This is a genomic window from Paenibacillus sp. NPDC056579 (assembly GCF_042793215.1).
Lineage (GTDB): Bacteria > Bacillota > Bacilli > Paenibacillales > NBRC-103111 > Paenibacillus_S.
In genome coordinates this window covers 512,964-538,574 of sequence record NZ_JBHTVD010000006.1, presented here as the reverse complement: position 1 = coordinate 538,574, position 25,611 = coordinate 512,964, and the positions used below count along the sequence as shown (strand labels likewise).

Genomic DNA, 25,611 nt, shown 5'->3' with positions numbered 1-25,611 from the left:
CCCCCTTTATCCCATACAAAATGAACATATCGAAGCCCTCTGTTGAAAAACCAACAATGGAGCTTGTTTTAACCATTGAACACTATCTACCGCCTTGATATACTTCATTATATATAACATATGTTGAAAATTCAACGTTTGTTTAAACTTATGAGGAGGCAGAATCATGAAAGCAATTGCTTTGACAAGCTTTGGAACTCCCGAAGTGTTAGAGGAACTGGAAGTGCCGGTTCCCACAATCACCAACACACAGGTTCTCGTCGAAATGCGTGTCTCATCCATCAATCCCGCAGATATTTTATTACGTAGTGGCGCGATTCTTCAAAGTCCGATGGCCGAAATGTTTCCTGCTCAGTTACCTCTTGTTCTTGGTAATGAAGTAGCCGGCATCGTAAAAGAGGTTGGAAAAAATGTTCGTCATTTCAAGCCGGGAGATCGTGTTATGGGCATTGTGCCGATAGGTTCCTATATGGACTATGTTGCGGTAGAAGAAGATCATCTTGCCATTATCCCTGAGAGTCTTTCCTTCGAAGAGGTAGGCGCCGCGCCTGCGGTTGCCCTGACAGCATGGCAAGCGCTGTTTGAGCATGGCCGTCTTCAACCGGGGCAACGCATCCTCGTACAAGCCGGCGCCGGTGGTGTGGGGCATGTGGCAGTTCAGTTGGCCAAGCAACATGGAGCATATGTTATCGCAACCGCGAGAGACTATAATCATGATTTCGTCAAAGGGCTCGGTGCGGATGAGGTGATCGACTACACTAAAGTCGACTTTGCCACCGAAATATCGGAGCCTGTTGATATCGTATTGGATACCGCAATGGACCAATCTACTTTCAGTTCAGCTTTTAGCACCGGGTTACCAGGAGAAATTGGAAAGAAGAACTACTCGGTCATCAAGGATGGCGGTACCTATATTTCATTATGGGCGTATGCGATTAATGAATATCCGAAGGTCCGCAATATTGACGCATTTTACTTCCATGCAAGACCTAATCGTACCGATTTTGAATCTATTGTCAACCATATGAAAGAGAACAAATTGAGGATCTACATTGATGAGACCTATCCCTTTACTGCTCAAGGTCTACTTCAGGCGTATCGCAAAAGCGAAGAGTTGCCGAAACGGGGAAAAATCGTCATATCGAAAAACATGGTATAAACGTATCTGAAAAACAAAAAAATTCATGAACTGGCCGGGCGATTCAAGGGAATGGATTAATCGACCATTTTTTTGACTATTTATAGATATTATAACTATAATATCGATTAATAAACGTGATACGTAAGAAGGATTTTATTGCGACGATTGGAATTTTGCCATTATCGGTGGAGGCCGGCGGAACTGAATGCTGTCCCGAGCAATTCCTTATAGGTTCCCCGTCACGCACAGACAAAATTCCCCACGGAAATAAAAAGTGGCCTGTGAAAGGAGGTGAGTAGGATGAGAGGACAACAATATTGCAATGCCGCGGATAGCGGGCAGTGGATGTATGGCTGCGTTAGATTGTGAGAAATTCCTTAATAAACACATCACTTTTACTAGGTAACATTTAAGGGGGAGATCCTTTTGAGTTATGATTGTGCCATTATCGGCGGAGGCCCGGCAGGACTAAATGCGGCTTTGGTACTTGGGCGGGCCAGGCGCAGTGTTGCGTTATTCGATAACAGTAAGCCCCGAAATGCGGTTACACATGCCTCCCATGGATTTATTACAAGAGACGGTGTGACACCAGCGGAATTCAGGCGTATTGCATATGAGGAGGTTCAGGGGTATCCCTCCGTAGAACTTTTACCTTGGGAAGTAACCGAGATTCACCGAACCGACAACATGTTCGTCGTCGTGACGTCAACCGGAAAACAGATTGAAGCACGCAAATTGCTGATCACCACGGGACTTCGGGAGGTTTTTCCGGACATTCCAGGTTTGCGTGATTATTATGGAACAAGTTTGTTCAATTGTCCCTACTGCGATGGTTGGGAGCTTCGAGATCAGCCGTTAATTGTTGTTTCCGAGAACCCTGGAGTGTTTTATATGGCCAAGTTGCTCTATACCTGGAGTAAAGATCTTGTGATTTGTACAAATGGGCATGCTGTTCTGAATGCCGAGCAGAAACAGCTGCTGAAATCCAGAAACATCGAAGTGGTTGAACAAGCAGTAGCGCAGTTTATCGGTCATGAGGGGAAATTGCGGCAGGTGGAATTTGCGGATGGCACGCGGATCGAGAGAACGGGAGGATTCGTTACACCGGAATGGAAACCGAAGGCGTCTTTTCAGGGTTCGCTCGGTTATGAGGTAAATGAGTTTGGCGGTATCGCCACGAATGAGTGGGGCAAAAGCACGGTTCCGGGTGTGTATGCTGCCGGGGATGCTGCTTACGTAATGCCTTCCCAGTTGATTTATGCTGCAGCAGGCGGAAGCAAAGCGGCGGTTGGCATCAACATGGAACTGACAGAAGAAGATTTCGTTTAACTTCGTAAGCGTCAAATAGCCCACATCTTGATGATAAAGTGTGGCACGCTCCACGAAATGAGAGCGCTCAAATTTTCTCCTTAATCCGACGGCTGAGGCACCATTTGATTGCGTTCCATCAGCGCCCACAATTGTTCTGCCATATCCTTTGCGGGATAGGGTATCGAGCGGGTAATCCACCATTCCAGTACGCCAACGGCAGCCGAAGCCAGATATTGTACAAGTATTTCCTTGTTCATGTTTCGGTTGATGTCGCTCATTTCAATTTGTTCACTCAAGCCCTGCCGCAGTACAGCCAGCAAGTGTTTTCTAAACGCAGGGACCCCTTTGTTGGTCAGCAAAGTGGTATAGGAGAAAGCATGCTGCTCCAAATATTCGACTGTGCGGAGCAGCGAAGCTTTGGAAGGAAAATGAGAAGTGTCGCCGCTAGGCAGGCAGCTTTCAAACAATTGGGCCATGTGAGTCTCTATACACTGATCCAGCAGATCGAATTTGTCCTCATAATGCAAATAAACAGTACCCCGGTTTACATTGGCTCGGTCCGCAATCTCGTTAATCGTAATTTGCTCAAAATTTTACTCTGCCAATAGTCCGATAAAGGCCTCGTAAATGGCTTCCCGTGTTTTGCGTATTCGTCGGTCCATAGGTTCCTCCTTTTTGGGTGTTTTGCAGATTTGTTACATGAAGCGACGTGTATGTAATTTTGAATTTGAATGGATGTAATCTTACGATTGCTTCTTAATGAACAAGTAGCCGGATTTTGTTGAATAATGAACGAATGCGGTTGTTTTACCTATTGAAGCGAGTGGGCAGCGCTTGTAAGATCATTATATTGAACGAATGTTTATATATCAATAAATGTTCGATTAAAATGTATAGGAGGAACTGATCATGAAAGCAATTGTTATGCACGAATACGGAGCTCCTGAAGTGTTACAAGAACTAGAGGTAGATATACCTGAGCTAAAAGAAACCCAGATACTCGTGGAAGTGCACGCATCTTCGGTCAATGCAACAGATTATTTATTCCGGTCGGGGGCAGGCAAGCATTTGTTTCCGCTCCAGTTCCCGCATATTCTCGGTGTCGACGTAGCGGGCGTGGTGACAAAGATCGGAGAGAAGGTAACGCATGTGAAGCCTGGCGACCGCGTCATGGGGTTGGTTACTGCAGGCGGCTATGCGGACTATGTGGCAGTGGAAGCGAATGCACTGGTTGTCATTCCGCCCACTCTTTCGTTTCAGGAAGCCGCTGCTCTGCCGGCCGTTTCGCTCACCGCCTGGCAGGCGCTGTTTCAATATGGCAAGTTGCAGCCGGGGCAGCGGATTCTGATTCACGCCGGCGCAGGGGGAGTGGGGCATATAGCAGTTCAACTGGCCAAACAACATGGTGCCTACGTGATTGCAACAGCGCGTACGCAGAATCACGAATTTGTGCGACAGATGGGTGCCGACGAAGTCATTGATTATACTACAACCGATTTTGCAGAAGCCGTAAGCTCGGTAGATATTGTACTGGATATGGTGATGAAAATGGATATGGGGGTAGGAGAAACTGCTCTGAAAAGTTACACAGTATTGAAGGACGGCGGCAAGCTCATTTCCCTGGTATCTCCAGCGATCGCCGATCATCCGAAGATTCGCGGAATAGAAGCCCAATATGTTCATGTTCAGCCGAACCACAGCGATTTTTCAGCCATTGTCCGCATTGTCGAGGAGCAAAAACTGAAGGTTCATGTGGATGGGGTTTTTCCTTTTACCGCACAAGGAATAGCCGAGGCGCATCACCAGAGCGAAAGCAAGCACAAAAGAGGAAAAGTAGTGATTAAGAGATAGCGGAGTTATGAGTATCTTAGAATCCGGATTTACTCATTCGTAACCTTATTAAGTAAGCGCCAAACAACCCCCATCTTGTTACCAAGATGAGGGCTGTTCTATGATCAAATCAGGATTTAAATACGCGGCAAGTTAAAGGTAGCAATGGTGACCACGGAAGCAACCGGTCTAAGGCTTCTGGATCTTGTGGATTCGAAAGCTGCGGTAACTGCTCAAATAAATACGTCAAGTATTGGAGCGGATTAAGTCCGTTTTCCTTGGCAGTTTCAATAACACTGTAGATGGTGCTGCTGGCCCTCGCGCCGCGAGGCGTTTTCGCAAACAGCCAGTTCTTGCGCCCGATAACAAAGGGTTTAATGGCGCGTTCACTTCTATTGTTGTCAATTTCAAGCCACCCATCATAAAGGAATTTCGACAGCTTGTCCCATTGGTTTAGGCTGTAGGTGATGGCTTGCCCAAGTAGACTTTTAGGCAGCGTACGAGAACGTTGCTGACGAAGCCAAGCTAAATAACCCTCCAGTACAGGGCGGCTTCGCTCCTGCCTTTGGGTATACCGGTCTTCGGAAGTCGCTTCTTTCAACTCTCGCTCAATAGCGAAGAGCTGATTACAGAAGTCGAGCCCCTGCTGCGTCGTCGTTTTCGTTTTGTCTTGCGATGCGGTCAGCACCTTTAACGCCTAGTCAAACTTGCGACGCGCGTGCGCCCAGCATCCGACTAAAGTGACTCCGGCCACTTTGTGGTAGCCCGCATAGCCGTCCACATGTAAGTAGCCTCCGAATCCCTTCAGGAACTCACGCGGATTCTCGCCGCCACGGGTTGGCCGGTAGTCATACAGGACAATCGCCGGCCCCATACGGCCGGTTCGATACAGCCACATGTAAGACTGTGTCTCGGCAGACTTGCCCGGCTCCCGGAGCACTTGGAGAGTCGTCTCGTCTGCATGCAGGATGTCCTGCTTTAGCAAATGCTCGCGCATCCGGCCGACCAGCAGCGCCAGCCAGATCCGCGCCGTACATCATCCAGTTGGCCAGCGTCTGCCTGGAAATCGTCAGCCCCAGACGCGCAAACTGTTGCTCCTGCCTGTAGAGTGGGTAAGCGTCACTTAACCTCGAGCTAGATAATTCCTATCCCATTACACGACAAGTAATTGGAAGCGAAGATGACCATGGCAAATAAGGCTCGAGCGCCTCTGGATTTTGTGTATCCTGAAGCTGTGGGAGCTGTTCGAACAGGTATTTTAAATATTGAAACGGAAGAAGTCCATTTTCCTTCGCCGTCTCGATGACGCTGTAGATCGCCGCACTTGCCTTTGCGCCGCGAGGCGTGTTCGCAAATAACCAGTTTTTTCTTCCAATTACGAATGGCTTGATGGATCGTTGTTGGGGGAATTAACTAATTCAATGAAAACCTCTGCAGCCTTTTCCGGATCACCAAGTTGATTGCCATCATTTCTTATAAACTCTTTAATACCTTCGTAAAGAGGCAGATAATCAGATATTCTATTAGCTGCAACTACTAGAGAGGCCACTTTGTTAAACTCAGTTCTAAAACCGCCAGGTGCAATCACGATTATACCATTTGACAATCTACCTACTAGTTGGTAGGCTATTGATATGAAAAATTTATCTATCACCTCTAATAACATTCTGGCTTGTGCACGTAATCTGATCGTCGCTGGCGGCTACAACGGTTTCAGTTATGCCGACATCGCTGAAATGGTTGGGATTCGTAAGGCGAGCATCCATCACCATTTCCCAAGCAAGGTTGATCTGGTCCGAACGCTGGTTGCGCGGTATCGGGAAGAGGCTGAAGTAGGGATGGCGAATCTCGAACGTCAGGTATCCGATCCGCTCGAACTGCTTCGGTTCTACGCTGGTTATTGGGAAGCCTGCATCGCGGACGCCAGCGCTCCGTTTTGTATCTGCGCGCTGTTGGCAAGCCAACTCCCCGTCCTGCCCGAGGAGGTTGGCCTAGAAGTCCGTGCGCATTTCCGCTTCCTGTCGGCGTGGTTGACATCCGTGATAGAGCGCGGCGCGCGGCACGGGCAACTTCAACTGACGAGTACACCTCGTGCCGAGGCCGAAGCGTTCATGGCGACCGTTCACGGCGCGATGCTTTCGGCGCGGGCCTATGGCGATCCAAAGATATTCGGCGTCGTGACAGGCCCGCTCTTGGAGCGACTCGCTTCGCGCTTCCCTTGTGATGAAAGCCGTGACGGCGATGGTTGCAGTCTTGATGATCGAGATGAAAGGAGGTCAACATGACCCCTTTAGCTTAACCCATCCAGAGCAGGCTACGTACTACTGAGAGATAAGCTCGTATTATGAACAAATCGCTTCATATCTGCCAAATGCCGATACAGGGCATGCCGCGTACACATTGTCTGACTACAGTGAGTACGGCGAAGTTGACCGCGCTTCGACGCTTGATGTCGAGAAGGCAATTGCCGGGTTCAAACAAAGACTAGTGCATGATGAGGCAATCCGCGCTGGCAGGCACATTCTTCATCGTACAGTGAGAATGCCGATGGCTCCATCCATCACCAACGTGACTTGCTGTGTCGCATTAGGTGCGTTCTATTTTCTTGTTTCAGCCATGTGGCTGACCGTGGGCCAATTGCGGAGGAAGGCTGCATAGGCCGGCCATCTTAAGCCATCAACGACTCGATCAGAGATGCTGTTAGCCACTAGTTTCGGCTCGTGCCAATCTACAGACAGCACAGAACAAATCACCCTTGTCCTTAAGGACTGGAAGGAGACAATTATGTTTGGAATTTCACCACTCGGCTGGGTGCATACGCTCAGCAGTTTGCCCGCCATTCCGCTGGCTATATATATGTTTGCTCGCTACGGACGGATTGTGCCTCGTTCAAGGCCCGGTGTCGTCTACTTCATTTCGATGCTGATCGGCGCTGCCACAGTTTTCCCCATCGCACATCAGTCGGCTAGCTATGGTATTGGTGCGGCAACGATCCTGTTGCTGCTCGCCGGATACGGCATCGGGCGTATTTCGAGGTTTGGGCGTGCGGGCAAGTACCTCGAAACAATCTTCCTCAGCCTGACTGCGTTTCTGCTGATGGTACTGACCGTTTCTGAAATCTTGCGCCGTGTTCCAAACGGCCACCCCATAGTCACTGATCTGAAATCACCAATTCTTCTAGGCTCTCAAGCCATTCTTTTCGTCATTCTCATCGTTGGCATGACAGCCCAAATCGTCCATTTGCGCAGGCAGGGCAGGCTTGCGAAATTCGACTCGACTGCCCAGATGTAAGCAGAATGATGTTGAAGGGCAGATAATACGACGGCGTTCAACACCGATGATCGAACGTCAATGGGGAGTGCCGTCCTCGCTAGGGTCGCGCATTCCCCTCGCGTCGCTGATCCAGACGCTCGCCGTCGCCGAATACCTGAACTTCTGCCATGCGGCCAACGCGCTCGGAGTCAGCCTGTCGAGCATCAGCGCCCGCGTGAAAACGCTGGAGGAATACCTTGGCATCCTCTTGTTGGGGTGTCGGAAGATATTAATGAAAACTTCTCTCAATTGTTCATAGCTATGTTAGCTGCAGTCTTTGTTGTTTATTTGATTATGGTACTGGCTTTTGGAAATGCCAGTGCTCCCTTTGCCATCCTTTTCTCGCTTCCCTTGGCGGCAATTGGCGGCCTTCTCGGTCTAGTCCTTACCGGAGAACCGTTAAACGCAACCTCCATGATTGGTTTCCTCATGCTTATAGGAATTGTGGTGACCAATGCTATTGTCCTTATTGACAGAGCGCAGCAGCTCCGTGAAGAAGGCTATATTGTTCGTGATGCGTTGATAGAAGCCGGAAAGGTGCGATTGCGTCCGATCATGATGACTGCCGGAGCGACGATTGTCGCGTTGATACCGCTGGCACTGGGATTTTCCGGCGAAGTTATGGTCTGTTTGGTGATCGGTTCTGTTTTGACCGGTCTTGGGCTTAATTGGACTGTTGCCGAGTTTGCTCCTGGAGAGCAGCCTGCCGCTACGATGGCCACCGCTGCTAACGTCAGGATCAGAGTCTTTCTCATCTTGTTTCCTCCTTTATTTCTCTATTATGCCTCGAGCTCACTGTGGCGCTGACGCGTGAATCGCTGACGGAATCGATATTTCATATTTTCAATGATTTCATAGACAATCGGAACCACAACGAGCGTTGCGCCCCCATAGAGCAAGAGGCTGAAGTAAAGGCGGGAACAACGCTGGACATTATCTCCAAAGCCAATGGCGAAGTTACACAGGTTCTTAAGAGCCGCGGAGACTATGTCAACAAAGGAGATGTGCTTTTTGTTATCGATAGCAAGGCAGCCGAGATTGCCATGAAGAAGAGCGAGGTTTCGCTTAAAAATGCAGGGGAAGCCTTGCAGAAAGTACGGCTGGATAATGAGAATAATCACAAAAATCTACTCGATGATGTAACTCGCGCAGAAACGGCGCTTCAAAATGCAACCCAAAATTATAGCATGAGGTTGATCAATCAAAACAAGCTGTCGATAATGCCGGCATGAGTTTGGAATCCGCCAAAAATAAATTGAGTGCCAATGACAGCTCCAATACCATCGCTTCTTATGAAACCCAGATTGAAACAGCGCAGTTGTCTCTCAATGAAGCTGTGCTCTCCTTGGAAAACTATAATGTAAAAGCGCCGGGAAGCGGCATCCTGACTGATTTCCAAGTTGTCGTCGGCCAGTCCGTATCCTCTTCAGCAGGAAAGGTTGGACAAGTCCAGCAAACCGATCCGATCAAGGTCGCTGCGGAATTGTCGGAAAACCATTACCAGTTGGTGAAAGGCAAGCAAGAAATCGTATATTACGACCCGGATATGCCCGATACCAAGGGAACAGCTAAAATCAGCTACTTGGCGCCAATAATGAGCGCTGCAACAAAAACGTATACGCTAGAGCTGGAAATACCGAACAAAGCTCTGCAGCTTCAACCGGGCAAACGATTCATGGTTCAGCTTACAACGGAAGTGGAAGAGAAAGTGCATGTGCTGCCAACATTAAGCGTTATCCGTGAAGAATCGGATACCTTTGTCTTTATCCGGCAAGGGGATCAATATCTTAAGCGAAAAGTAACGCTTGGACGTATAAATGGGGAATTTCAAGAGGTATTGGCAGGAGTTAATGAAGGCGAGCAGCTCGTGGTAAACGGTCAGAACACTTTGAAGGACGGCCAAAAGGTAGAGAGCTCAAGTTCGACACAATCGTAATGAGGAGAGAAGACGATCATGAAAAACCATGCATGGAAAAAGAATCTTAGTGCTGCAGATTCCCAGGCGGTAAGTATTAAGCACCGGCCGCCTGGTCGTTAACCTGCTTATAAGGGGAGAGTTGAATGAAACTGCATAATAAAGTTGCAATCGTAACGGGTGCTGCATCTGGAATTGGAAAGGCGATCGCGGAGCTTTATGCAAAAGAGGGTGCCAAGGTTGTGGTTGCGGATCTTGATTATCATGCAATTAACGCAGTTGTCGATGGGATAAACCGGGCCGACGGAACTGCGATTGGCGTCGTAGCCGACGTAAGAAAAGAAGGAGATATCCAAACGATGGTGGACGAGGCTGCCAATTCATTCGGAAGTGTGGACATCCTGGTGAATAATGCCGGAATTATGGATGAGTTCCGTCTTGTCGGGACCGTGGAGGATGAGCTTTGGGAACGAGTATTGGCGATCAATCTTACCGGTCCCATGCGCGCGATCCGCAAAGTGATCCCTTTCATGCTTGATAGGGGGGAAGGAGCCATCATCAATATCGCTTCGACTGCCGGCATAACAGGCGGTAAGGGCGGCGCAGCGTATACGTCTTCAAAGCATGGACTAGTAGGTTTGACCAAAAATGTGGGCTATTCCTATGCCAAATCCGGTATTCGGTGCAATGCCATTGCACCAGGAGGCGTTCAAACCAACATCGTAAATTCGATGCCTCATATTGACATGGATGGTCTTGAGACGTTCAAAGAAGGAGCAGGAACGCAGCGAAAGGAGCCGGCCGATCCGCTAGAAATCGCAGCCATTGCAGTCTTCTTGGCATCCAATGATTCTGCTTTCATCAACGGTACCGTTATTACGGCAGACGGCGGTTGGACGGCATATTAATGCCGACTTGCTGAAGTAGAGCCGAATGTAATGTAGTCTCGAACGATTTGTTGAACAACCAATCAACGATTGGTTAAACGATATTGTTGTCGGAATTACCGAACGTCACGGAACAGACTTTATATCTGTTTTAACGCACTATCTGTATCATAAACCAATGACAAAAGTTCACTATTTTGAAACTGGTGACTTAACTATCGAAATTGAAAGCCAATATTGTTTTGATATGTTTATTGATTCTTCAGTTTTGAGTCGTACCAATTATATCTAGGAGAGAGTCTGTTTTTACTTGGTAGATGAGGAGTTCATTAAACTAACGGGTACGTTAGTTCATAATCGATCTAAAAATGCTTTATATATATTTAAAAAGACAAATTCCAACAGATTTTGTGTCTTCTTTGAGATATACTAGTGAATAGTCCGGTTTTGTTGGGGCATTTAAATTTTGGAGGTTATTTACAAATGGAAACAGGTACTGTCAAATGGTTTAATGCGGAAAAAGGTTTTGGCTTCATTCAAAGGGAAAACGGCGACGATGTATTCGTTCATTTTTCTGCCATTCAAGGCGAAGGATTCAAATCTTTGGATGAAGGGCAACGCGTTGAATTCAATGTTGTTAAAGGCCAACGTGGACCTCAAGCGGAGAATGTCGTAAAACTGTAATACTGACATCCAAGCCTGTTCTTGACGATATGTCAAGAGCAGGCTTTTTATTATCTTTTTCCCATGAAGTTACTGAACTAACGGGTACGATAGTTTAATAAACAACTAAGACGCGGCTGCCGGTAATGATCGGCAGCCGCGTTACGCTAACGGGCAGTTTAGTTTTATTAAAATAAAAAGTTCTCAAGCTATTCGTTACTAATAAATGTATAATATTACCATGTAAAGGGGCTGGAATAGTGAATCACAAAGATAACCTCATGATAATTAAAGAACAGTGGGACGCGTATCAAGGAAAATATATGGAAGTAATATTGAAGGATAAACCTGATTATTATGAGTTTTATACAAATGGTGGGGTATCTGATGAGTTTGAGTTTCAATTATTAGGCGATGTACAGGGATTAAGACTACTTGATACTTGTTGTGCTTGTGACGCTAGTCAAGCGTTTTCGTGGACGAACTTAGGTGCGAAGGTCACTGCATGTGATATCAGTGAAGTTGCAATAGAAATAGCTATTGATAATGCGAAAAAAGTAGGTCTTGATATTGATTTTCGAGTGGCTGACGCACAAACGTTAACTCCAATTAATAATGATATGTACGATGTTGTTTATGCCACTTATCTTGTTTGGTATGAGGATATTAAAAAAGCATTCAAAACATGGTACAGAGTATTAAAACCTGGTGGTCGTCTATTGTATGTTGGCCCGCATCCATTGACGAAACTTATAAAGGAAAGTAATGAATTTTTGACGATAAAACGGAATTATCATGATAGATCTCCTCTATACTATAATTTTGATGCAACTGCACCTGGAAGAAAATATGGAGTTGACGTTAATAAGCCAACTGTAAATTTCTTTCATACAATGGGAGATATAATAAATGCAATTTCAGAGGCTGGATTTAGAATAGAAACCATGATTGAAACAGAAGAACGCAGTAAGACAATCATGTCTTACTTACCTATAAGCGTGGCCATTATTGCAAAGAAGCAATTGAACTAACGGGTACGATAGTTCAACCATAACAGGGAGCAGACCAATGCGGCGCTGCTCCCTGTTTCATTGAAGTAACGGGCAGGATAGTTCCAATATGTGGTATATTTAATGGATGTACATCATCCTTTCCACTTTCTTATCTGCGGAGGTTCTTTAGATGCCATATCCGATGGTCCATTTTGCCATTGCTTCAGAACTTTGTTTATGCAAACCAACTCCGAGTTTTTTAATTGGGAGTATTGCTCCTGATGCTATCCATGTAAGAGAAAATGTAACTAGAAAAGATAAGGGGATTACTCATTTTGTACACAAAGATAAATTCCCTAGTATTGAAATGCTTGAGGAAAAATGTTTGTATTATTTAAACTTAAATGATGACGTTGACTGGAAAGATTACACCCTTGGATATTTCGCTCATATTTATGCGGACATTAGATGGACGGACACTGTGTATGCGAATTTTGAACAGGAGTACCAAGGTAACAAAGATGATATAAGGAAGATCTATAATAAGGAGTCGAATCAGGTAGAATTTGACCTAACAAAGAGAGAGAAATGGACAAACGATGTTCTAAACAAGCTACATGTAGCAGATGCTTACACTATTGAGCCATTGTTAACCCAACTAGAAGTAAGTCAATACCGTGATATAAAGCTACAATGGCTACGTAATAGGGAAAATGAACCCCAGATAACTCCTATATACTTAAGAGAGGATGTTATAGAGAATTTTGTTTCTAAAACAACAAGTGAGCTTAACGATTTATATAAAGATTGGAGAGTCGCTGTCTCCGTTGGAACTAGCATCTCTAGCAAGAAATGATTAAGCTAACGGGTACGATAACTTATTCATCCAGATTGTTGAAGTGCTTTTTATAAAGGAGGAGACAATGAAGTTTGTATACGATACCATCTCGTGTGATGTTGAATTGTACTTCAATGACCATGATACAGTGGTAAGATTTTATGATAAACAAAGAGAACAGCATGAAGATGAAATTATCAATTTAGTTCATGTTGATCCTGGTCACGGGTACTTTTGTTTGAAATATAAGGGTAAAGATGCAGCATTACTTAGTGGATTTTTAGATGAAAGCTTTTTTAATTCTGATGAAATAGTCCAGGCAGCAATTAACTTTATCGAAAATGTATTACCAGATACAAAGAATCGCTATGTACCGTATCATATTTCTCGCATAAGAAAAACGAGTTTTTCAGAATACAATGGCGAATATTAATAGTTCAAGGAACCATTGCGCTAACGGGTACGTTAGCTCAATAAATAAATATAACGCAGCTGCCGGCATAGAACGGCAGCCGCATTGCCTTTCATGACATCAAAATTTAGTCTATGACCCTGCATATATTAATAATTTTCCCCGCGATAATAGCGCTTAAGTTTTTCTTCCAAATGAACGAGCTGCGCTTCCTTCTCCTCAATATCTTTCAGCAGCTTTTGCTTTTGATCTTCAATCAGTTTGATTCTCTCTGGCAGGGTGGAGGTTCCTTCGTTCACCATATCATAATACTTTTTGATGTCCTCCACACTCATCCCGGTTTCACGAAGACATTTGATAAAAACCAGCCAGCTCAGATCATCATCCGTATAAAGACGGTTATTCTGCTCGCTTCGGGCAGCGGGTTTCAAGAGTCCCTTTCTTTCGTAAAAGCGGATCGCTCCAATATTGATTCCGACTTCCTTCGCCACTTCTCCAATCGTTAACATACTAACCCTCTTTTATAAAAAATTAATTGTTGACCTACACTTAGTGTAGCATAGTAACTTATAAATCGTTAAAGAAAAATCAATTTAGGGAAAGAAGGATTCGCATGAAAATGACCGCCTTTGTAACCGGAGCAAATAAAGGAATCGGAATTGAAATCGTTAAGCAGTTAGGTGAAGCAGGCTGGAAAGTCCTCCTTGGCGCACGCAGTGTCGAACGGGGTGAAGCAGCCGTTTCCGAGTTAACTTCCAAGGGGTTAGACGTAGAATTAGTACAAATCGACATGGGTGACTTGAAAACCATCGAACAAGCAGCCGATACAATCAACAGGAATTATCCGGACTTGAAGCTTCTGATCAATAACGCTGGCATGCCGGGCGCTTTCTCCCGTTCTTTTACGGATACCAAAGAGGAGGATCTACGGAATGCCTTCGAAGTTAACTTTTTCGGGACCTTCCGTTTGAACCAGCACTTGTTCCCGTTAATCAAAGATAACGAAGGCACAATCGTCAATGTATCGACCGACATGGCTTCTCTGAACCATATGCAAAATGCTGAATTTACTTTAAACGCGTTCGATTATAACTCATCTAAAACGGCCAACAATGCCATGACACTTTCAATGGCTTATGAAGTCAAAAACAGTGGCGCTCAAGTATTCGCGGTAACGCCTGGATTCACCTCAACAGATCTTAACGGAAATGCCGCCGGCGGTAAATCGAAAGAAGCCGCCGCTGCGATTATAGTGGGTTATGCAACAGATAGTAAACGTCATAATGGCGAATTCTTGGATGAGAAGGGCGTTTACGCCTGGTAACTCGCAACTGCCGAAAGCAAAAACTCTTGCTGCCCATATCGTGGATAAGAGTTTTTTGCGTACAAGATTCTAGGCAAACTAAATTAAGCATATCGGGGTTGGGGTTAACCCACTATTCAACTAATGGGTATGATAGCTGATTAAACAACCAAGACGCTACTGCCGGCATTAATCAGTGGCCGCGTTATGCTTCGGGTAGGATAATGCAATCATTTATGATGCGGTTCTCCGCGCTGTCTGTAACGGCAAGTTCCAGGGCCATCTTTTTGGGATGGCCCTTCTTTGATCTCGCTTTGATCAACTAATAATATCCGCTATAGCTTTGTTCCACGCTTCGAAGTATTCACCAATCGATTGATATCGATCATCTTTTTGTGTACTAACAGCTTTCAATGCAACCGTAAATAATTTTGTGCGGTAGGCAGTCTAGGATCTGTTGGAAGCATTGCAAAAACAGGGAACAGACTGCCTTGGCAGCTGATCCCTGTTTCTTTACTGTCTGCTAATTCGAATTCTAACGATGGCTTATCGGTTTACCTTGCGCTCCGTTCGAAACAGCTTCCCATGTCTCCCAAGTGGCTAAACGATCGGCATAGGTTCCGCGCACCAAAGGCAAGACCCCAGCGCCGACCGCAAACCGCAGAGGTGGGTCCTCGGCGTCTACGATTTGAAGAATCGCTTCGGCCGTCGCCTTCGGATCGCCTCGTTCTTCGGTCGATAATCGAATGGACACCCGATTTCGAAGTTCAGCGTAAACTTCCAATACCTGTGATGTCTTCATGGACAAGGGGCTTCCAAAGTCGGTGGCAAAGGCGCCCGGCTCGAGCAACGTGACCTTAATGCCGAAGCCTTTAACCTCTTGAGCGAGGCTGTCGTGCAGTGCTTCGACTGCCCATTTGGAGGCGCAATAGAAGCCAATGAGCGGCGCCGCAACAAGACCCATGGCGCTTGAGACGCCGAGAATGTGCCCGCTGCCCTGTGGTCGAAGCAGAGGTAGGGCAGCTTGGATGACACGAAGCGTACCAAAGTAATTGGCGTCAAATAGTTCGCGGACGGCGGATTCGTCAGCCTCCTCAGTCGTGCCAACCAGCGTGTAACCGGCATTGTTTAGGACGACGTCCAGCCTGCCGAAATGCGCATGAGCCTGCTGAACGACATGCTCGACCTGCCGGGAATCCGTTACATCGAGCGTTAAGGGGAGAACAGCGTCTCCAAAACGTTCCTTAAGGTCGACGATGCTTTCCAGTGTGCGAGCGGTCGCGGCAACCTTATCCCCGCGAGAGAGTGCGGCCTCGGCCCAAATGCGTCCTAATCCGCGAGAGGCTCCTGTAATGAACCAGACTTTGTTTTCCATAGTATTCTCCTCCAATACATTTCCTGTCTGTAGTATTTTTAAAGCTTCTGTTTTCCCTTTCGTTCTTCTCTAATGTTACAGTTTAGTAGCTTGATACGGAATTTCAAATAAGTTAGCATGGTATTAACTTATGGTTTATGCAAAAGGAGGGGCCTTCCTGAATGATTGAGCAACTGAAGACGTTTGTTCAAGTGGCGGAGTCCGGAAGCTTCTCTAAGGCAGCCGAAAAGCTTTTTATTTCTTCAACTGCTGTGATGAAGCAAATGAATTTGTTGGAAAAGCAAGCCGGAATCCCGCTTTTTATCCGTACCAACCACGGTGTCAGGCTCACAAAGGCAGGAATAAGTTTTATCAAAGATGCGAAATTTATGCTGCAGTATTTTCAAGAATCTCTTATCCGCATGCATCAGTCCGCACAGGCAAATCGGCATATTGTTCGAGCGGGCACTTCTATGCTTAACCCCTGTAAGGTTTTGATTGATTTGTGGAATGGAATTAGCGACCTATACCCGCAATTCGGAATAAACATCGTTCATTTCGAAGATGACGCACATACACTCCCAACAACTTACCGCATGATAGGCCAATCACTCGATATCATTGCGGGGCCATTTCTTACAGATAACTTGAAGGATTACTACCGTGTGCTTGAACTGGGGAGTTACCGAGTTTGCTTTGCCGTATCTCGGCAACATAGGCTGGCTTCAAGAAAAACACTTTCTGTCAAAGATTTGTATGGGGAAAAATTGGCTGTAGTGAATGGTGGGGAAAGTGCCGTCATTCATGACATACGTGATTTCCTGATAATGAATCATCCTCAAATACGAATTAAGGATGTTCCGCGTCTCTATGATCTTGATGTGTTTAATCGCTGCGAGGAAAGTAATACGGTTATGCTAACATTGGAGGCGTGGGCAGATATTCATCCATCCTTGGTGACGATCCCTAGTGATTTAGATTTCGCAGTTCCATATGGTTTGATATATCCATTACATCCGTCCAAAGAAGTTGAGCAATTCTTGGAAATCATAAAAGAAATACAAGGTAATGTTTTACCTAAGGTTGAGTGATGTCGAGGCGCGACGATTGTACCAAAGGCAGGTCGAAAGGGTGACAGATAACGAGGCTATTTTAGTTAACGGTGAAGTAGTAAAAAAAATCACCGAGATTACTTGAAAATTAGACGGGGTTTTCATATTTTTATAATTTACTCTAACGGGTACGTTAGTTCGATGAATAACCAAGACGTGGCTGCCGGTATGGAACGGCAACCGCATTATACTAACGCGCAGTTTTGCTCAGTGTGGATGAAACTACTTTTAATAAAGATTACCTTGTAAATATTTATCCATTTTGTATTATGTAGAGAATGAAACTCACAAGGGAGATAGTATGGATGTCTATGATAGTTCGACCTTATAGTTCGGATTTAGAGGATAGTGTAATGAAACTAAGCCATAAAGCATGGGCACTTTTTAAACACAACAAAGATTTTGAGCATCAAAAGATGAGCTGTGTATTCAACGAAGATAGTAAACTCATCACTGTAGGATATGTGCGTCAAGGAATAGCTGATGACTACAACGTAATGGAAATTGTGATTCATGTTAACGAAGAGGGTTCTGAGCGAATTGATGAAGTGAGGAAAATAATATACCCTTCATTAGTTGATATCTGTTTAGCGATTCGTAATCCTGGAAAGAAAACAAAGTTGGTTGCGTGGGATGATTTTGATGGTGATAGGGAATTTTTCATAGAACAAGGTTTTTCTTCTTCCTATCAAAAGTTTTACTTTGCAAAGCAATCGTTGAGTGAATGCATTCCTAAATTCAAAATGCCAAGTGGTGTTACTATACGTCATCATTCCATGAAAACAAAAGAGGAACGAGTAAAATACACTGAACTTGAAAAGCAGTTTTATCAAGGTGTTGTAAATAGAAGCATCAATATGCTGGAATGGATGATGGGGGGACCAGAATTACACACCATTGGGGCGTATGAAGGCGAGGAACTTGTTGGAAGCGTTATGTGTTGGCAAACTGGTGCGGTTGAAAGGTTGTTTGTAATCCCACGATGGAGAAACAAGGGACTTAGTGAGTTTCTAATAACTAAGGCATTTGAATATCATCTAAAAAACGGGCGAATTAATGTTGAGACGTTGGTAAATGAACAAGAAAAGGATAAGTTACTTTTGTTGGAATCAATGGGTTACAGTTTTCCTGTGAAACTGGAACTTCTGGCACTCGATATTCAATAGAAAAGACCAAGGAATTATTGAATGTGTGATTCCGCTAACGGGTACGATAGCTTAATAAACAATGTACAACGACATTAATACAATGTGGCAAGCTGCCAATTTGGCTGTCTTCACCTTGCTATTTGCAAGGTTTTAGGAAATTTTCTTTATCCTCAACAGTCTAATAATCTCATTGACATTACTTGACCTTAGGAAGTAGCCAACATCAGTGAATTTAGTACCGGCCTTAATGACTTCTCGGTGGTCAAATGTTAAGAGGTCACTTTCATGGTCCAATTTAAAAATAACACACTTTTCAAAGATGTCTTGGAAAGTCCCGCGAGATTTTTCGAACACAAGCACAACGAAATCATCTCTTTTCTTTAAAAGATAATACAAATAACCATTTTTAAAAATGTAGTGTGAATTTGACATTCGGCTTTCCCCTTTCTATCTCAACAACATAACCCATCAGATTATTACATAATAGATAGCTAAGCTAACGGAGTGATTAGTTTAATTGCATTGGATTATTATTAAGCAAGGTATTCTATTCTAGGGGGGATTATTTGTTAAGTAACATTAAAGAACTGTTTAACGATTTGGACCTTTTTTCTAAGAAAGTTGCAGGGGTAAATTTATCAACAATTATATTTGAACAATACAATTTTTCAAAGGGTTATATGGCGATAGATACAATTTTTACAAAGAGTGACCAATTCTTGAGTATTAACGAGGCATTTTCAGCGATTTTTTGTAAAGACTTACATGACATGCATGAATGGGATATTACTAAACAGCCTTCTTCTGATGATTTGCAGTGGCTTAAGGCTCTAAAAGAAATATGGATACCTGAAAATTATTTAAAATTTGAAGGTATTCAGTTGGAGTTCGTTAATATAGATTATTTTATTAATAGAGTAGAAAGTGATTTAGATAGCTTAAATGTATCAAAAAAAGAAGTTAGTAATTTATTGAAAAAAATTACTGATAATCCGGAAGTGCTAAGATTAAAAAAAGGACACGTATATGATAAGTTTTTTTGTCAAAACAATGATTATTACTTCATATATGAATGGGGAATTTATGCTTAACAAATGAATGTACAATGCTTACTTCTAACGAATACGATAGTTAAATATAAAGGGTTCCACATATTATTCATGACTAAAATACGGAACCCTTTATTATGACTGATATTTATTAATTTAGGTCTTGATAAACTAAGTAAAAAATGTTGTAGACTGGCCACTGGCGTTAAGCTAACGGGTACGATAGCTGATTAAACAACCAAGACGCTATGCCGGCATTAATAAGTGGCCGCGTTATGCTTCGGGTAGGATAATGCAATCATAGCTTTTATGATACGGTTCTCCGCAGATGAAAGGGTGATATTGCAATGCAATTCAAGTTGTATACGGATGTGCATGAGTTTTACAATGATACCTATGATGTGCTGATGCGGCATGAAGCACAAAATTTGATTCCTCTTGGCAATATCATAATTGGGCATGAAGGAAAAGACAAAACAGACTGGCGTGACCCTGTAAATTGGCTTATGGCAACTATTTCGGATGCTAAGGGCATACAACTTACCGCCATAATGACACCGCCACACAATATTACGCTTTATGCAACAGACAACATAATTAACCCAGAAGCTATAAACTGTCTGATAGATGGGCTGAAAGACCGTGAAATTCCAGGTGTGATAACTGAAATAACCTTGGCAGAGTATTTTGCCAAAGAATATACCTTGCGCAAGGGAATAACCTTCAAAACAACCATGAGCCAACGTATATATGAACTTACGGCAGTGAACCCAGACATTCAAAAGGTTGGTATCGTTCGATTGCTAGATGAAAAGGATATTCACTTTTTCCCATACTGGGCTGAAGCATTTTATGCAGCGGGGAGTTATGGCAAAACAGAAATGTCCATCCCGCAAGATGCAGACCCTTACCTCTACCGAATAGCATCGAAAAAACTCTATATTTTAGAGGACAACGGGATACCCGTTTCTATGGCAGGATATACAAGGGAAATGCAGACGGCTATTGGCGTGGCATTTGTATATACCCCTCCATATGAGCGCAGGAAGGGTTACGCTACTTCAATTGTGGCGCAAATAAGCCAACTTGCATTGGATAAAGGGTTTACTAAGTGCGTTTTATATACGGACTTAGCAAATCCCACATCTAATAGCATCTATCAAAAGATAGGCTATATGCCAATTTGTGATTCGCTCCAGTTAAAATTTGAATAGTTGAATGATGCGGACAGAACTTCTACTACTTTAGAAAATAAGAGCATAATATACAGTAAAGATACGGCGGCGCGTTATGGTGATGTCGTTTTTTCGTGAACCGAAACTTACAAGTCTGTTTATGAGTGAGGAAGCTTAGCCAGCAAATAATTAAATTTAGAAACAATAGTAACATTATCAACAGCAATTTTGGCCAACAGGTTCTGATAATATCCTGTAGGCATAGCAGCCAGAAGGTTTCCTGCGTTCTGGTTCGTTTTCCACTTATTGAATATAACTATCCTTAATCCATCTTTATACGATGCCGGTTCCTTATACTCCATAAGAGCAGACGCTGGGACTTCCCTTCCTGTAAATGCCAAATAAATCTCCCTTAATATTTGCAATTGTCTCCGTTCATCTTCACGTATGGAAGTAATCACGCTGCGGTCTTCCTCAGATGGTGCCAGTTCAAGAAGCTTCTCGTAGAACTTTTCTGCATTGCTCTCACCAGCCACAGCTTCCTGAATAAAATGCAGCGATTCCTGCAATACATGATAAGGCGATTGCAAGCCATTTTGTCGAAATCTCCACCCCATCGAATAGTAAGGCACAGATCTTGCAGCATTAGTTTCGTCATTAATTCTATAATACAAAAGGACTCCCCCTTAATATGGAATTCTATGCATTATATGCTGATCACGCCTAAGAGTTATTGCAATTAGTGGGGTAAGTAGTCTTCAGACACAATACCCGTTAGAGCAAGCATCTCAATTATCTGTAAGATAGTAGAATCACTATCGCATATAGTAGTAAGACTAAATTTCGATGAAGGGTAAAATACTTGTCACCATTGGTTGCACTAACGGGTACTTAACTCTCGTTTGACATTCTTTTAAGCGCAATTATATAATTAGGTTACCAACCTATTTAATTATTGAATTAATTGGTTCCCAATGTATTTTTTCAGAAGCAAATATCAACTATAGGAAGAAAGGAGTGAGCGAGAATTGACGGAGGAGCTGCAGAGAATCGCCAAGCAGTTAATGGAATCGTTCATCCAATCGCGCAGCCGTGGGAATATGATGCAGAATCGAGGTACGTTTAGCCAGAAGCCCGGTGAGATTATGGTGCTCTATTCTATCAGCTTGTATACGAAGGATGACGTGCCGGGAATGATGGTATCGGAAATTAGCGACAAATTGAATGTTACCTCGCCAACGGTAACCCAGCATATCAAGAGTCTGGAGATACAAGGTCTGGTCGAGCGCCATGCCGATGCTGTCGATCGCCGGGTGGTAAGGATTCGACTCACGGACAAGGGCAAGAAATACATTCAACGAATTAATGAGGCGCGCCTCAATATGTTCGTCGGCCTTGTGGAGCACCTGGGAGTAGAAGAGAGCCAGCACTTAGCCGAGACCATGAAGAAAGCTTCGGACTATTTGTTGAAACAAAAAGAGATGCATATGCGGAATTACATGGAGAACGGAGATGATGAGGGATGAGTAAGCTGCTTGTATATTTGAAACCGTTTCGCGGGTTCGTTGCTCTGGTACTGGTTCTTGTATTCTTACAGTCGTTATCCGAGCTGTACCTGCCGACGCTCATGGCGGACATTGTTAATATCGGTGTCCAGAATGGCGATACCTCCTATATTTTTAAGATGGGAGGGTGGATGCTGCTCGTAGCGGCCTTCGGGGCCCTCTGTACGATCATTGCAAGCTACTTTTCCGCCAAAGCGGCTACAGGATTTGGCAGGGATCTTCGAAGCAAGCTATTCTCGCAAGTGAGCGGCTTCTCGCAGCAGGAATTCGATAAGCTCGGAACTGCGTCGTTGATCGTACGTACGACGAACGACGTTACGCAAGTGCAGCAAGTACTCATTATGATCATGCGGATGATGATTGTCGCGCCGATGATGGCCATAGGAGGCATTATTATGGCGCTCTCGAAGGACGCGACGCTGGCGCTCGTCATCATCGGCATTATGCCGATTTTGGCGCTGGCTATTTTCCTAATCGCCCGTAAGGGCGTTCCGTTATTCAAAGCGATCCAGATCAAGCTGGATAAGCTCAATCTTGTGCAGCGTGAAGGCTTGACGGGCATCCGCGTCATTCGCGCATTCAATCGCATCAACTATGAGAAGCGTAAGTTTGATACGGCGAACCGGGATTTAACCGATACGTCCCTAAAGGTGAATCGAATCATGGCGCTGATGATGCCGACCATGATGCTGATTCTTAACTTTTCGTCGATTGCTATCGTATGGTTCGGCGGAATTCGAATTGATCAGGGACACATGCAGGTCGGTGACCTGATGGCTTTTATTCAATATGCAATGATGATTCTGTTCTCCCTCATCATGCTGTCGTTTATTTTCGTTATGCTGCCTCGTGCCGCGGCATCGGCCGCACGTATCCGAGAAGTGTTGGAGCTAAGCGGAAGCATCCGGGAGACGGAACAGCCGACGCAGCCGGGACGAAGAGGGCTCGTCGAATTCCGCGATGTGACTTTCCGCTATCCGGGAGCCGAGCAGGCGGCGCTTCAGAACATCTCGTTCAAGGCGATGCCGGGTGAAGTGACGGCTATTATAGGCGGTACCGGTTCAGGGAAGTCGACACTGATCAGCCTGATCCCTCGCTTCTATGACGTAGAAAGCGGCAGCGTGTTAGTAGACGGCGTTGACGTGCGGGAGATGGCTCAGGAGAGCTTGCGCCAAAAGATAGGCTTCGTCCCGCAGAAGGCGGTACTGTTCTCCGGCACGATCGCCGACAATATCCGTTACGGCAAGGAGGATGCCGACGACGAAGAAGTGCGCCATGCAGCGGAGGTTGCACAAGCGCTGGACTTCGTCATGAAGATGGAAGGCGGCTTCGACGCACGGATCTCGCAAGGGGGATCGAACGTATCTGGAGGGCAGAAGCAGAGGCTATCCATTGCTCGCGCCTTAATTCGCAGACCGGAAATCTACGTGTTCGACGACAGCTTCTCGGCACTCGATTACAAGACGGATGCGCAGCTGCGCAAGGCATTGCAAGCAGAGACGGGAGAGGCGGCCGTCATTATCGTTGCGCAGCGAGTCAGCACCGTGGTCGACGCAGACCGCATTATTGTGCTTGAAGATGGCCGTATAGCAGGGAACGGCACTCATCAGCAGTTGCTGCAGGACAACAAAGTGTATAAGGAAATCGTAGCTTCGCAGCTGTCGGAGGAGGAGATTGCATGAGTGAATACAAGCATGATTCGCATCGGCCTCAAGGACCGAGAGCGGGCAGGGGCCCCATGGGTGGCGGTCCGATGGGCGGACATCCGGGTATGCCGGCAGAGAAAGCGAAGGATTTCAAAGGCACGTTGAAGCGGCTGCTAAGTTATCTCAAGCCGAGCAAATATCAATTGATCGCCGTCTTTGTAATGGCGATTCTAAGCACCGTATTCTCGATTCTTGCTCCTAAGATCATGGGCAATGCGACGACCAAGCTGTTCGAAGGTGTAATGGCGCGAATGAATGGTGTAGATGGAGCTGCCATTGATTTCGCATATATCGCAAACATCATCGTCATTCTAATCGGCTTATATGTGTTCAGCTCCATCTTCGGTTATGTCCAGCAGTATATTATGGCCGGCGTCGCGCAAAAGACCGTGTACGACATGCGCCGCGATGTCAATGATAAGCTATCGCTTTTGCCGCTCAAATATTTCGACGCCCGCACACACGGGGAGACGCTTAGCCGCATTACGAATGATGTGGACAATATCGGCAATACGATGCAGCAGAGCTTGACTCAATTAATCACCTCTCTTGTGACGATTGTCGGAGTGATTGTGATGATGCTGACCATCAGTCCTTTGCTTACGCTGATCTGTATCGTTACACTGCCGCTCAGTGCGGTAGTTACGGCCAGGATCGCAAAGCGATCGCAAGGCTACTTTGTGGGCCAGCAACGGACGCTAGGCGAGCTTAACGGTCACGTGGAGGAAATGTACTCCGGTCACAAGATCATTAAAGCTTTCGGGCATGAAGATAGATCCGTCAAGCAGTTTAATGAAATTAATGAACGCTTGTATGACTCGGGTTGGCGCGCGCAATTCGTATCGGGCGTCATGATGCCGCTCATGAGCTTTATCGGCAATATCAGCTATGTGCTTATCTGCGTGGTTGGCGGTATTCTGGTTACCGGACAGCGAATTGCGATCGGTGATGTGCAAGCGTTCATTCAATACGCCAGACAATTCTCTATGCCGATCACCCAGGCTGCGAACATTGCGAATATTATTCAATCGACCGTTGCTTCGGCTGAGCGCGTATTTGAATTAATGGACGAAGTAGAAGAGGAACGTGATGCGGACAATGTGATGGAGCATGGGAAGCCGCAGGGCGCGGTTCAGTTTGAGCACGTGCAATTCGGATATAAGGAAGACGAGCTGCTTATGGACGATCTTAACATTGATGTGCTTCCAGGGCAGATGGTGGCTATCGTTGGCCCTACGGGCGCCGGCAAGACGACATTGGTCAACCTGTTAATGCGTTTCTATGAAATTAACGGCGGCCGCATTGCTATCGACGGCATAGATATTCGCCATATGGAGCGAGGCAAGCTGCGAAGCCTGTTCGGCATGGTGCTGCAGGATACGTGGCTATTCAACGGCACGATTCGCGACAATATTGCCTATGGACGGGAGGAGGCGACAGAGGAAGAGATCGTGCAAGCTGCCGCGGCTGCGCACGCGGACCATTTCATTCGTACGCTGCCGGAAGGGTACGATACGATTCTGAACGAAGAAGCGTCGAACCTCTCACAAGGGCAGAAACAGCTGTTAACGATAGCGCGAGCCGTCCTGGCCGATCCATCGATACTTATCCTCGACGAAGCGACAAGTAGTGTCGATACGCGTACGGAGGTTCATATTCAGGCTGCAATGTCTAAGCTAATGGTAGGTCGAACCAGCTTCGTCATCGCCCATCGACTGTCGACGATTCGCAATGCGGATTTGATTCTCGTGATGAACAAAGGCAACGTCATCGAGAAGGGAACGCATGAAGAACTTCTTGAAAAAGGCGGTTTCTATGCCGATCTATACAACAGTCAGTTCAGGCATTCAGTGACGGAAGAGGCTATTTAGTTCTAGCAACAGCTAATTACGAAGAAT

At 45.3% G+C, this 25,611-nt stretch carries 26 protein-coding genes and 3 pseudogenes; 22 read left to right on the top strand and 7 right to left on the bottom strand.

Annotation, left to right across the window (positions count from 1 at the left end; genetic code table 11):
* Positions 1-166 precede the first annotated feature (166 nt).
* Positions 167-1,159 carry an NADP-dependent oxidoreductase gene (locus ACFQ88_RS24615; protein WP_379457771.1) on the top strand — a complete coding sequence of 331 codons (993 nt, stop codon included), beginning with the start codon at positions 167-169 and terminating at the stop codon, positions 1,157-1,159.
* Between the two features lie 408 nt (positions 1,160-1,567).
* Positions 1,568-2,470 (top strand): NAD(P)/FAD-dependent oxidoreductase, encoded by a 903-nt coding sequence (locus ACFQ88_RS24610; protein ID WP_379457769.1) that lies wholly within the window; start codon positions 1,568-1,570, stop codon positions 2,468-2,470.
* Between the two features lie 80 nt (positions 2,471-2,550).
* Here ACFQ88_RS24610 and ACFQ88_RS24605 read toward each other — a convergent pair whose 3' ends face one another.
* Entirely contained in the window at positions 2,551-3,033 is a 483-nt protein-coding gene (locus ACFQ88_RS24605; RefSeq protein ID WP_379457994.1) for a TetR/AcrR family transcriptional regulator, read from the bottom strand.
* Positions 3,034-3,361: 328 nt separating this feature from the next.
* On the opposite strand from ACFQ88_RS24605, the gene ACFQ88_RS24600 reads away from it, so the two are divergent.
* A complete protein-coding gene (locus tag ACFQ88_RS24600) occupies positions 3,362-4,303 on the top strand; it encodes an NADP-dependent oxidoreductase (protein ID WP_379457767.1) in 942 nt (313 codons plus the stop codon).
* A 109-nt stretch (positions 4,304-4,412) separates the two neighbouring features.
* On the opposite strand, the pseudogene tnpC reads toward ACFQ88_RS24600, so the two are convergent.
* The 3 genes and pseudogenes from tnpC to ACFQ88_RS24585 form a co-directional block, all read right to left on the bottom strand.
* Positions 4,413-5,424: pseudogene (tnpC, locus tag ACFQ88_RS24595) on the bottom strand (IS66 family transposase); the annotation flags it as partial.
* 3 nt (positions 5,425-5,427) lie between these two features.
* A pseudogene (locus ACFQ88_RS24590) lies at positions 5,428-5,682 on the bottom strand (transposase domain-containing protein); the annotation flags it as partial.
* Entirely contained in the window at positions 5,658-5,936 is a 279-nt protein-coding gene (locus ACFQ88_RS24585; RefSeq protein ID WP_379457765.1) for a Rossmann-fold NAD(P)-binding domain-containing protein, read from the bottom strand. The gene ACFQ88_RS24585 and the pseudogene ACFQ88_RS24590, both read right to left, overlap by 25 nt.
* Here ACFQ88_RS24585 and ACFQ88_RS24580 point away from each other — a divergent pair.
* The 11 genes and pseudogenes from ACFQ88_RS24580 to ACFQ88_RS24530 all read left to right on the top strand — a co-directional run bounded on the left by ACFQ88_RS24580 (position 5,917) and on the right by ACFQ88_RS24530 (position 13,322).
* On the top strand, positions 5,917-6,567 hold the full coding sequence (locus ACFQ88_RS24580) for a TetR/AcrR family transcriptional regulator (protein ID WP_379457763.1): 651 nt from the start codon (positions 5,917-5,919) through the stop codon (positions 6,565-6,567). The genes ACFQ88_RS24585 and ACFQ88_RS24580 overlap by 20 nt on opposite strands.
* 499 nt (positions 6,568-7,066) lie before the next feature.
* Positions 7,067-7,573 (top strand): hypothetical protein, encoded by a 507-nt coding sequence (locus ACFQ88_RS24575; RefSeq protein WP_379457761.1) that lies wholly within the window; start codon positions 7,067-7,069, stop codon positions 7,571-7,573.
* Between the two features lie 46 nt (positions 7,574-7,619).
* Positions 7,620-7,853 (top strand): helix-turn-helix domain-containing protein, encoded by a 234-nt coding sequence (locus ACFQ88_RS24570; RefSeq protein WP_379457759.1) that lies wholly within the window; start codon positions 7,620-7,622, stop codon positions 7,851-7,853.
* Positions 7,808-8,251: pseudogene (locus ACFQ88_RS24565) on the top strand (efflux RND transporter permease subunit); the annotation flags it as partial. The gene ACFQ88_RS24570 and the pseudogene ACFQ88_RS24565, both read left to right, overlap by 46 nt.
* Before the next feature lie 140 nt (positions 8,252-8,391).
* A complete protein-coding gene (locus tag ACFQ88_RS24560; RefSeq protein WP_379457757.1) occupies positions 8,392-8,826 on the top strand; it encodes an HlyD family secretion protein in 435 nt (144 codons plus the stop codon).
* Complete coding sequence (locus ACFQ88_RS24555; RefSeq protein ID WP_379457755.1) at positions 8,823-9,530, top strand: efflux RND transporter periplasmic adaptor subunit; 708 nt, start codon at positions 8,823-8,825, stop codon at positions 9,528-9,530. The genes ACFQ88_RS24560 and ACFQ88_RS24555 overlap by 4 nt, the downstream gene beginning before the upstream one ends.
* 125 nt (positions 9,531-9,655) lie before the next feature.
* Positions 9,656-10,417: a glucose 1-dehydrogenase gene (locus tag ACFQ88_RS24550; RefSeq protein ID WP_379457753.1), complete on the top strand. Its 762-nt coding sequence runs from the start codon at positions 9,656-9,658 to the stop codon at positions 10,415-10,417.
* A gap of 462 nt (positions 10,418-10,879) precedes the next feature.
* Positions 10,880-11,080 carry a cold-shock protein gene (locus tag ACFQ88_RS24545; protein ID WP_379457751.1) on the top strand — a complete coding sequence of 67 codons (201 nt, stop codon included), beginning with the start codon at positions 10,880-10,882 and terminating at the stop codon, positions 11,078-11,080.
* Positions 11,081-11,319: 239 nt separating this feature from the next.
* On the top strand, positions 11,320-12,090 hold the full coding sequence (locus ACFQ88_RS24540) for a class I SAM-dependent methyltransferase (protein WP_379457749.1): 771 nt from the start codon (positions 11,320-11,322) through the stop codon (positions 12,088-12,090).
* 151 nt (positions 12,091-12,241) lie between these two features.
* Positions 12,242-12,907, top strand: a complete 666-nt coding sequence (locus tag ACFQ88_RS24535; protein ID WP_379457747.1) for a hypothetical protein — start codon at positions 12,242-12,244, stop codon at positions 12,905-12,907.
* A 67-nt stretch (positions 12,908-12,974) separates the two neighbouring features.
* A complete protein-coding gene (locus tag ACFQ88_RS24530) occupies positions 12,975-13,322 on the top strand; it encodes a hypothetical protein (protein ID WP_379457745.1) in 348 nt (115 codons plus the stop codon).
* Positions 13,323-13,450: 128 nt separating this feature from the next.
* Here ACFQ88_RS24530 and ACFQ88_RS24525 read toward each other — a convergent pair whose 3' ends face one another.
* Positions 13,451-13,810 carry a MerR family transcriptional regulator gene (locus ACFQ88_RS24525; RefSeq protein ID WP_379457743.1) on the bottom strand — a complete coding sequence of 120 codons (360 nt, stop codon included), beginning with the start codon at positions 13,808-13,810 and terminating at the stop codon, positions 13,451-13,453.
* Between the two features lie 104 nt (positions 13,811-13,914).
* On the opposite strand from ACFQ88_RS24525, the gene ACFQ88_RS24520 reads away from it, so the two are divergent.
* The gene (locus ACFQ88_RS24520; RefSeq protein ID WP_379457741.1) at positions 13,915-14,625 is read left to right on the top strand and encodes an SDR family NAD(P)-dependent oxidoreductase; all 711 of its coding nucleotides are present in this window, start codon (positions 13,915-13,917) and stop codon (positions 14,623-14,625) included.
* Positions 14,626-15,139: 514 nt separating this feature from the next.
* Here the strand turns inward: ACFQ88_RS24520 and ACFQ88_RS24515 are convergent.
* Entirely contained in the window at positions 15,140-15,979 is an 840-nt protein-coding gene (locus ACFQ88_RS24515) for an SDR family NAD(P)-dependent oxidoreductase (RefSeq protein WP_379457739.1), read from the bottom strand.
* Between the two features lie 161 nt (positions 15,980-16,140).
* Here ACFQ88_RS24515 and ACFQ88_RS24510 point away from each other — a divergent pair, with 161 nt between their 5' ends.
* The 4 genes from ACFQ88_RS24510 (at position 16,141) to ACFQ88_RS24495 (ending at position 20,481) form a co-directional block, all read left to right on the top strand.
* Entirely contained in the window at positions 16,141-17,049 is a 909-nt protein-coding gene (locus tag ACFQ88_RS24510; RefSeq protein ID WP_379457737.1) for a LysR family transcriptional regulator, read from the top strand.
* 326 nt (positions 17,050-17,375) lie between these two features.
* A complete protein-coding gene (locus ACFQ88_RS24505) occupies positions 17,376-18,236 on the top strand; it encodes a GNAT family N-acetyltransferase (protein WP_379457735.1) in 861 nt (286 codons plus the stop codon).
* 548 nt (positions 18,237-18,784) lie between these two features.
* On the top strand, positions 18,785-19,309 hold the full coding sequence (locus ACFQ88_RS24500; RefSeq protein ID WP_379457733.1) for a hypothetical protein: 525 nt from the start codon (positions 18,785-18,787) through the stop codon (positions 19,307-19,309).
* A 305-nt stretch (positions 19,310-19,614) separates the two neighbouring features.
* On the top strand, positions 19,615-20,481 hold the full coding sequence (locus ACFQ88_RS24495) for a GNAT family N-acetyltransferase (RefSeq protein WP_379457731.1): 867 nt from the start codon (positions 19,615-19,617) through the stop codon (positions 20,479-20,481).
* 119 nt (positions 20,482-20,600) lie between these two features.
* On the opposite strand, the gene ACFQ88_RS24490 is transcribed toward ACFQ88_RS24495, so the two are convergent.
* Entirely contained in the window at positions 20,601-21,116 is a 516-nt protein-coding gene (locus ACFQ88_RS24490) for a ferritin-like domain-containing protein (RefSeq protein ID WP_379457729.1), read from the bottom strand.
* Positions 21,117-21,470: 354 nt separating this feature from the next.
* Between ACFQ88_RS24490 and ACFQ88_RS24485 the strand changes: the two genes are divergently transcribed.
* From ACFQ88_RS24485 to ACFQ88_RS24475, 3 genes are read left to right on the top strand one after another with little or no spacing between them, the layout of a single operon-like run.
* A complete protein-coding gene (locus ACFQ88_RS24485) occupies positions 21,471-21,968 on the top strand; it encodes a MarR family winged helix-turn-helix transcriptional regulator (protein ID WP_379457727.1) in 498 nt (165 codons plus the stop codon).
* Positions 21,965-23,689 (top strand): ABC transporter ATP-binding protein, encoded by a 1,725-nt coding sequence (locus ACFQ88_RS24480; RefSeq protein ID WP_379457725.1) that lies wholly within the window; start codon positions 21,965-21,967, stop codon positions 23,687-23,689. The genes ACFQ88_RS24485 and ACFQ88_RS24480 overlap by 4 nt, the downstream gene beginning before the upstream one ends.
* Positions 23,686-25,584, top strand: a complete 1,899-nt coding sequence (locus tag ACFQ88_RS24475) for an ABC transporter ATP-binding protein (RefSeq protein WP_379457723.1) — start codon at positions 23,686-23,688, stop codon at positions 25,582-25,584. The genes ACFQ88_RS24480 and ACFQ88_RS24475 overlap by 4 nt, the downstream gene beginning before the upstream one ends.
* The last annotated feature ends 27 nt before the right edge of the window (positions 25,585-25,611 follow it).

Coding starts and splice junctions, on each gene's coding strand:
- ACFQ88_RS24515 (WP_379457739.1), bottom strand. CDS start 15,979: ATGGAAAACAAAGTCTGGTTCATTACAGGAGCCTCTCGCGGATTAGGA.
- ACFQ88_RS24580 (WP_379457763.1), top strand. CDS start 5,917: ATGAAAAATTTATCTATCACCTCTAATAACATTCTGGCTTGTGCACGT.
- ACFQ88_RS24480 (WP_379457725.1), top strand. CDS start 21,965: ATGAGTAAGCTGCTTGTATATTTGAAACCGTTTCGCGGGTTCGTTGCT.
- ACFQ88_RS24495 (WP_379457731.1), top strand. CDS start 19,615: ATGCAATTCAAGTTGTATACGGATGTGCATGAGTTTTACAATGATACC.
- ACFQ88_RS24600 (WP_379457767.1), top strand. CDS start 3,362: ATGAAAGCAATTGTTATGCACGAATACGGAGCTCCTGAAGTGTTACAA.
- ACFQ88_RS24505 (WP_379457735.1), top strand. CDS start 17,376: ATGTCTATGATAGTTCGACCTTATAGTTCGGATTTAGAGGATAGTGTA.
- ACFQ88_RS24535 (WP_379457747.1), top strand. CDS start 12,242: ATGCCATATCCGATGGTCCATTTTGCCATTGCTTCAGAACTTTGTTTA.
- ACFQ88_RS24520 (WP_379457741.1), top strand. CDS start 13,915: ATGAAAATGACCGCCTTTGTAACCGGAGCAAATAAAGGAATCGGAATT.
- ACFQ88_RS24570 (WP_379457759.1), top strand. CDS start 7,620: ATGATCGAACGTCAATGGGGAGTGCCGTCCTCGCTAGGGTCGCGCATT.
- ACFQ88_RS24530 (WP_379457745.1), top strand. CDS start 12,975: ATGAAGTTTGTATACGATACCATCTCGTGTGATGTTGAATTGTACTTC.
- ACFQ88_RS24545 (WP_379457751.1), top strand. CDS start 10,880: ATGGAAACAGGTACTGTCAAATGGTTTAATGCGGAAAAAGGTTTTGGC.
- ACFQ88_RS24555 (WP_379457755.1), top strand. CDS start 8,823: ATGAGTTTGGAATCCGCCAAAAATAAATTGAGTGCCAATGACAGCTCC.
- ACFQ88_RS24615 (WP_379457771.1), top strand. CDS start 167: ATGAAAGCAATTGCTTTGACAAGCTTTGGAACTCCCGAAGTGTTAGAG.
- ACFQ88_RS24525 (WP_379457743.1), bottom strand. CDS start 13,810: ATGTTAACGATTGGAGAAGTGGCGAAGGAAGTCGGAATCAATATTGGA.
- ACFQ88_RS24550 (WP_379457753.1), top strand. CDS start 9,656: ATGAAACTGCATAATAAAGTTGCAATCGTAACGGGTGCTGCATCTGGA.
- ACFQ88_RS24575 (WP_379457761.1), top strand. CDS start 7,067: ATGTTTGGAATTTCACCACTCGGCTGGGTGCATACGCTCAGCAGTTTG.
- ACFQ88_RS24510 (WP_379457737.1), top strand. CDS start 16,141: ATGATTGAGCAACTGAAGACGTTTGTTCAAGTGGCGGAGTCCGGAAGC.
- ACFQ88_RS24475 (WP_379457723.1), top strand. CDS start 23,686: ATGAGTGAATACAAGCATGATTCGCATCGGCCTCAAGGACCGAGAGCG.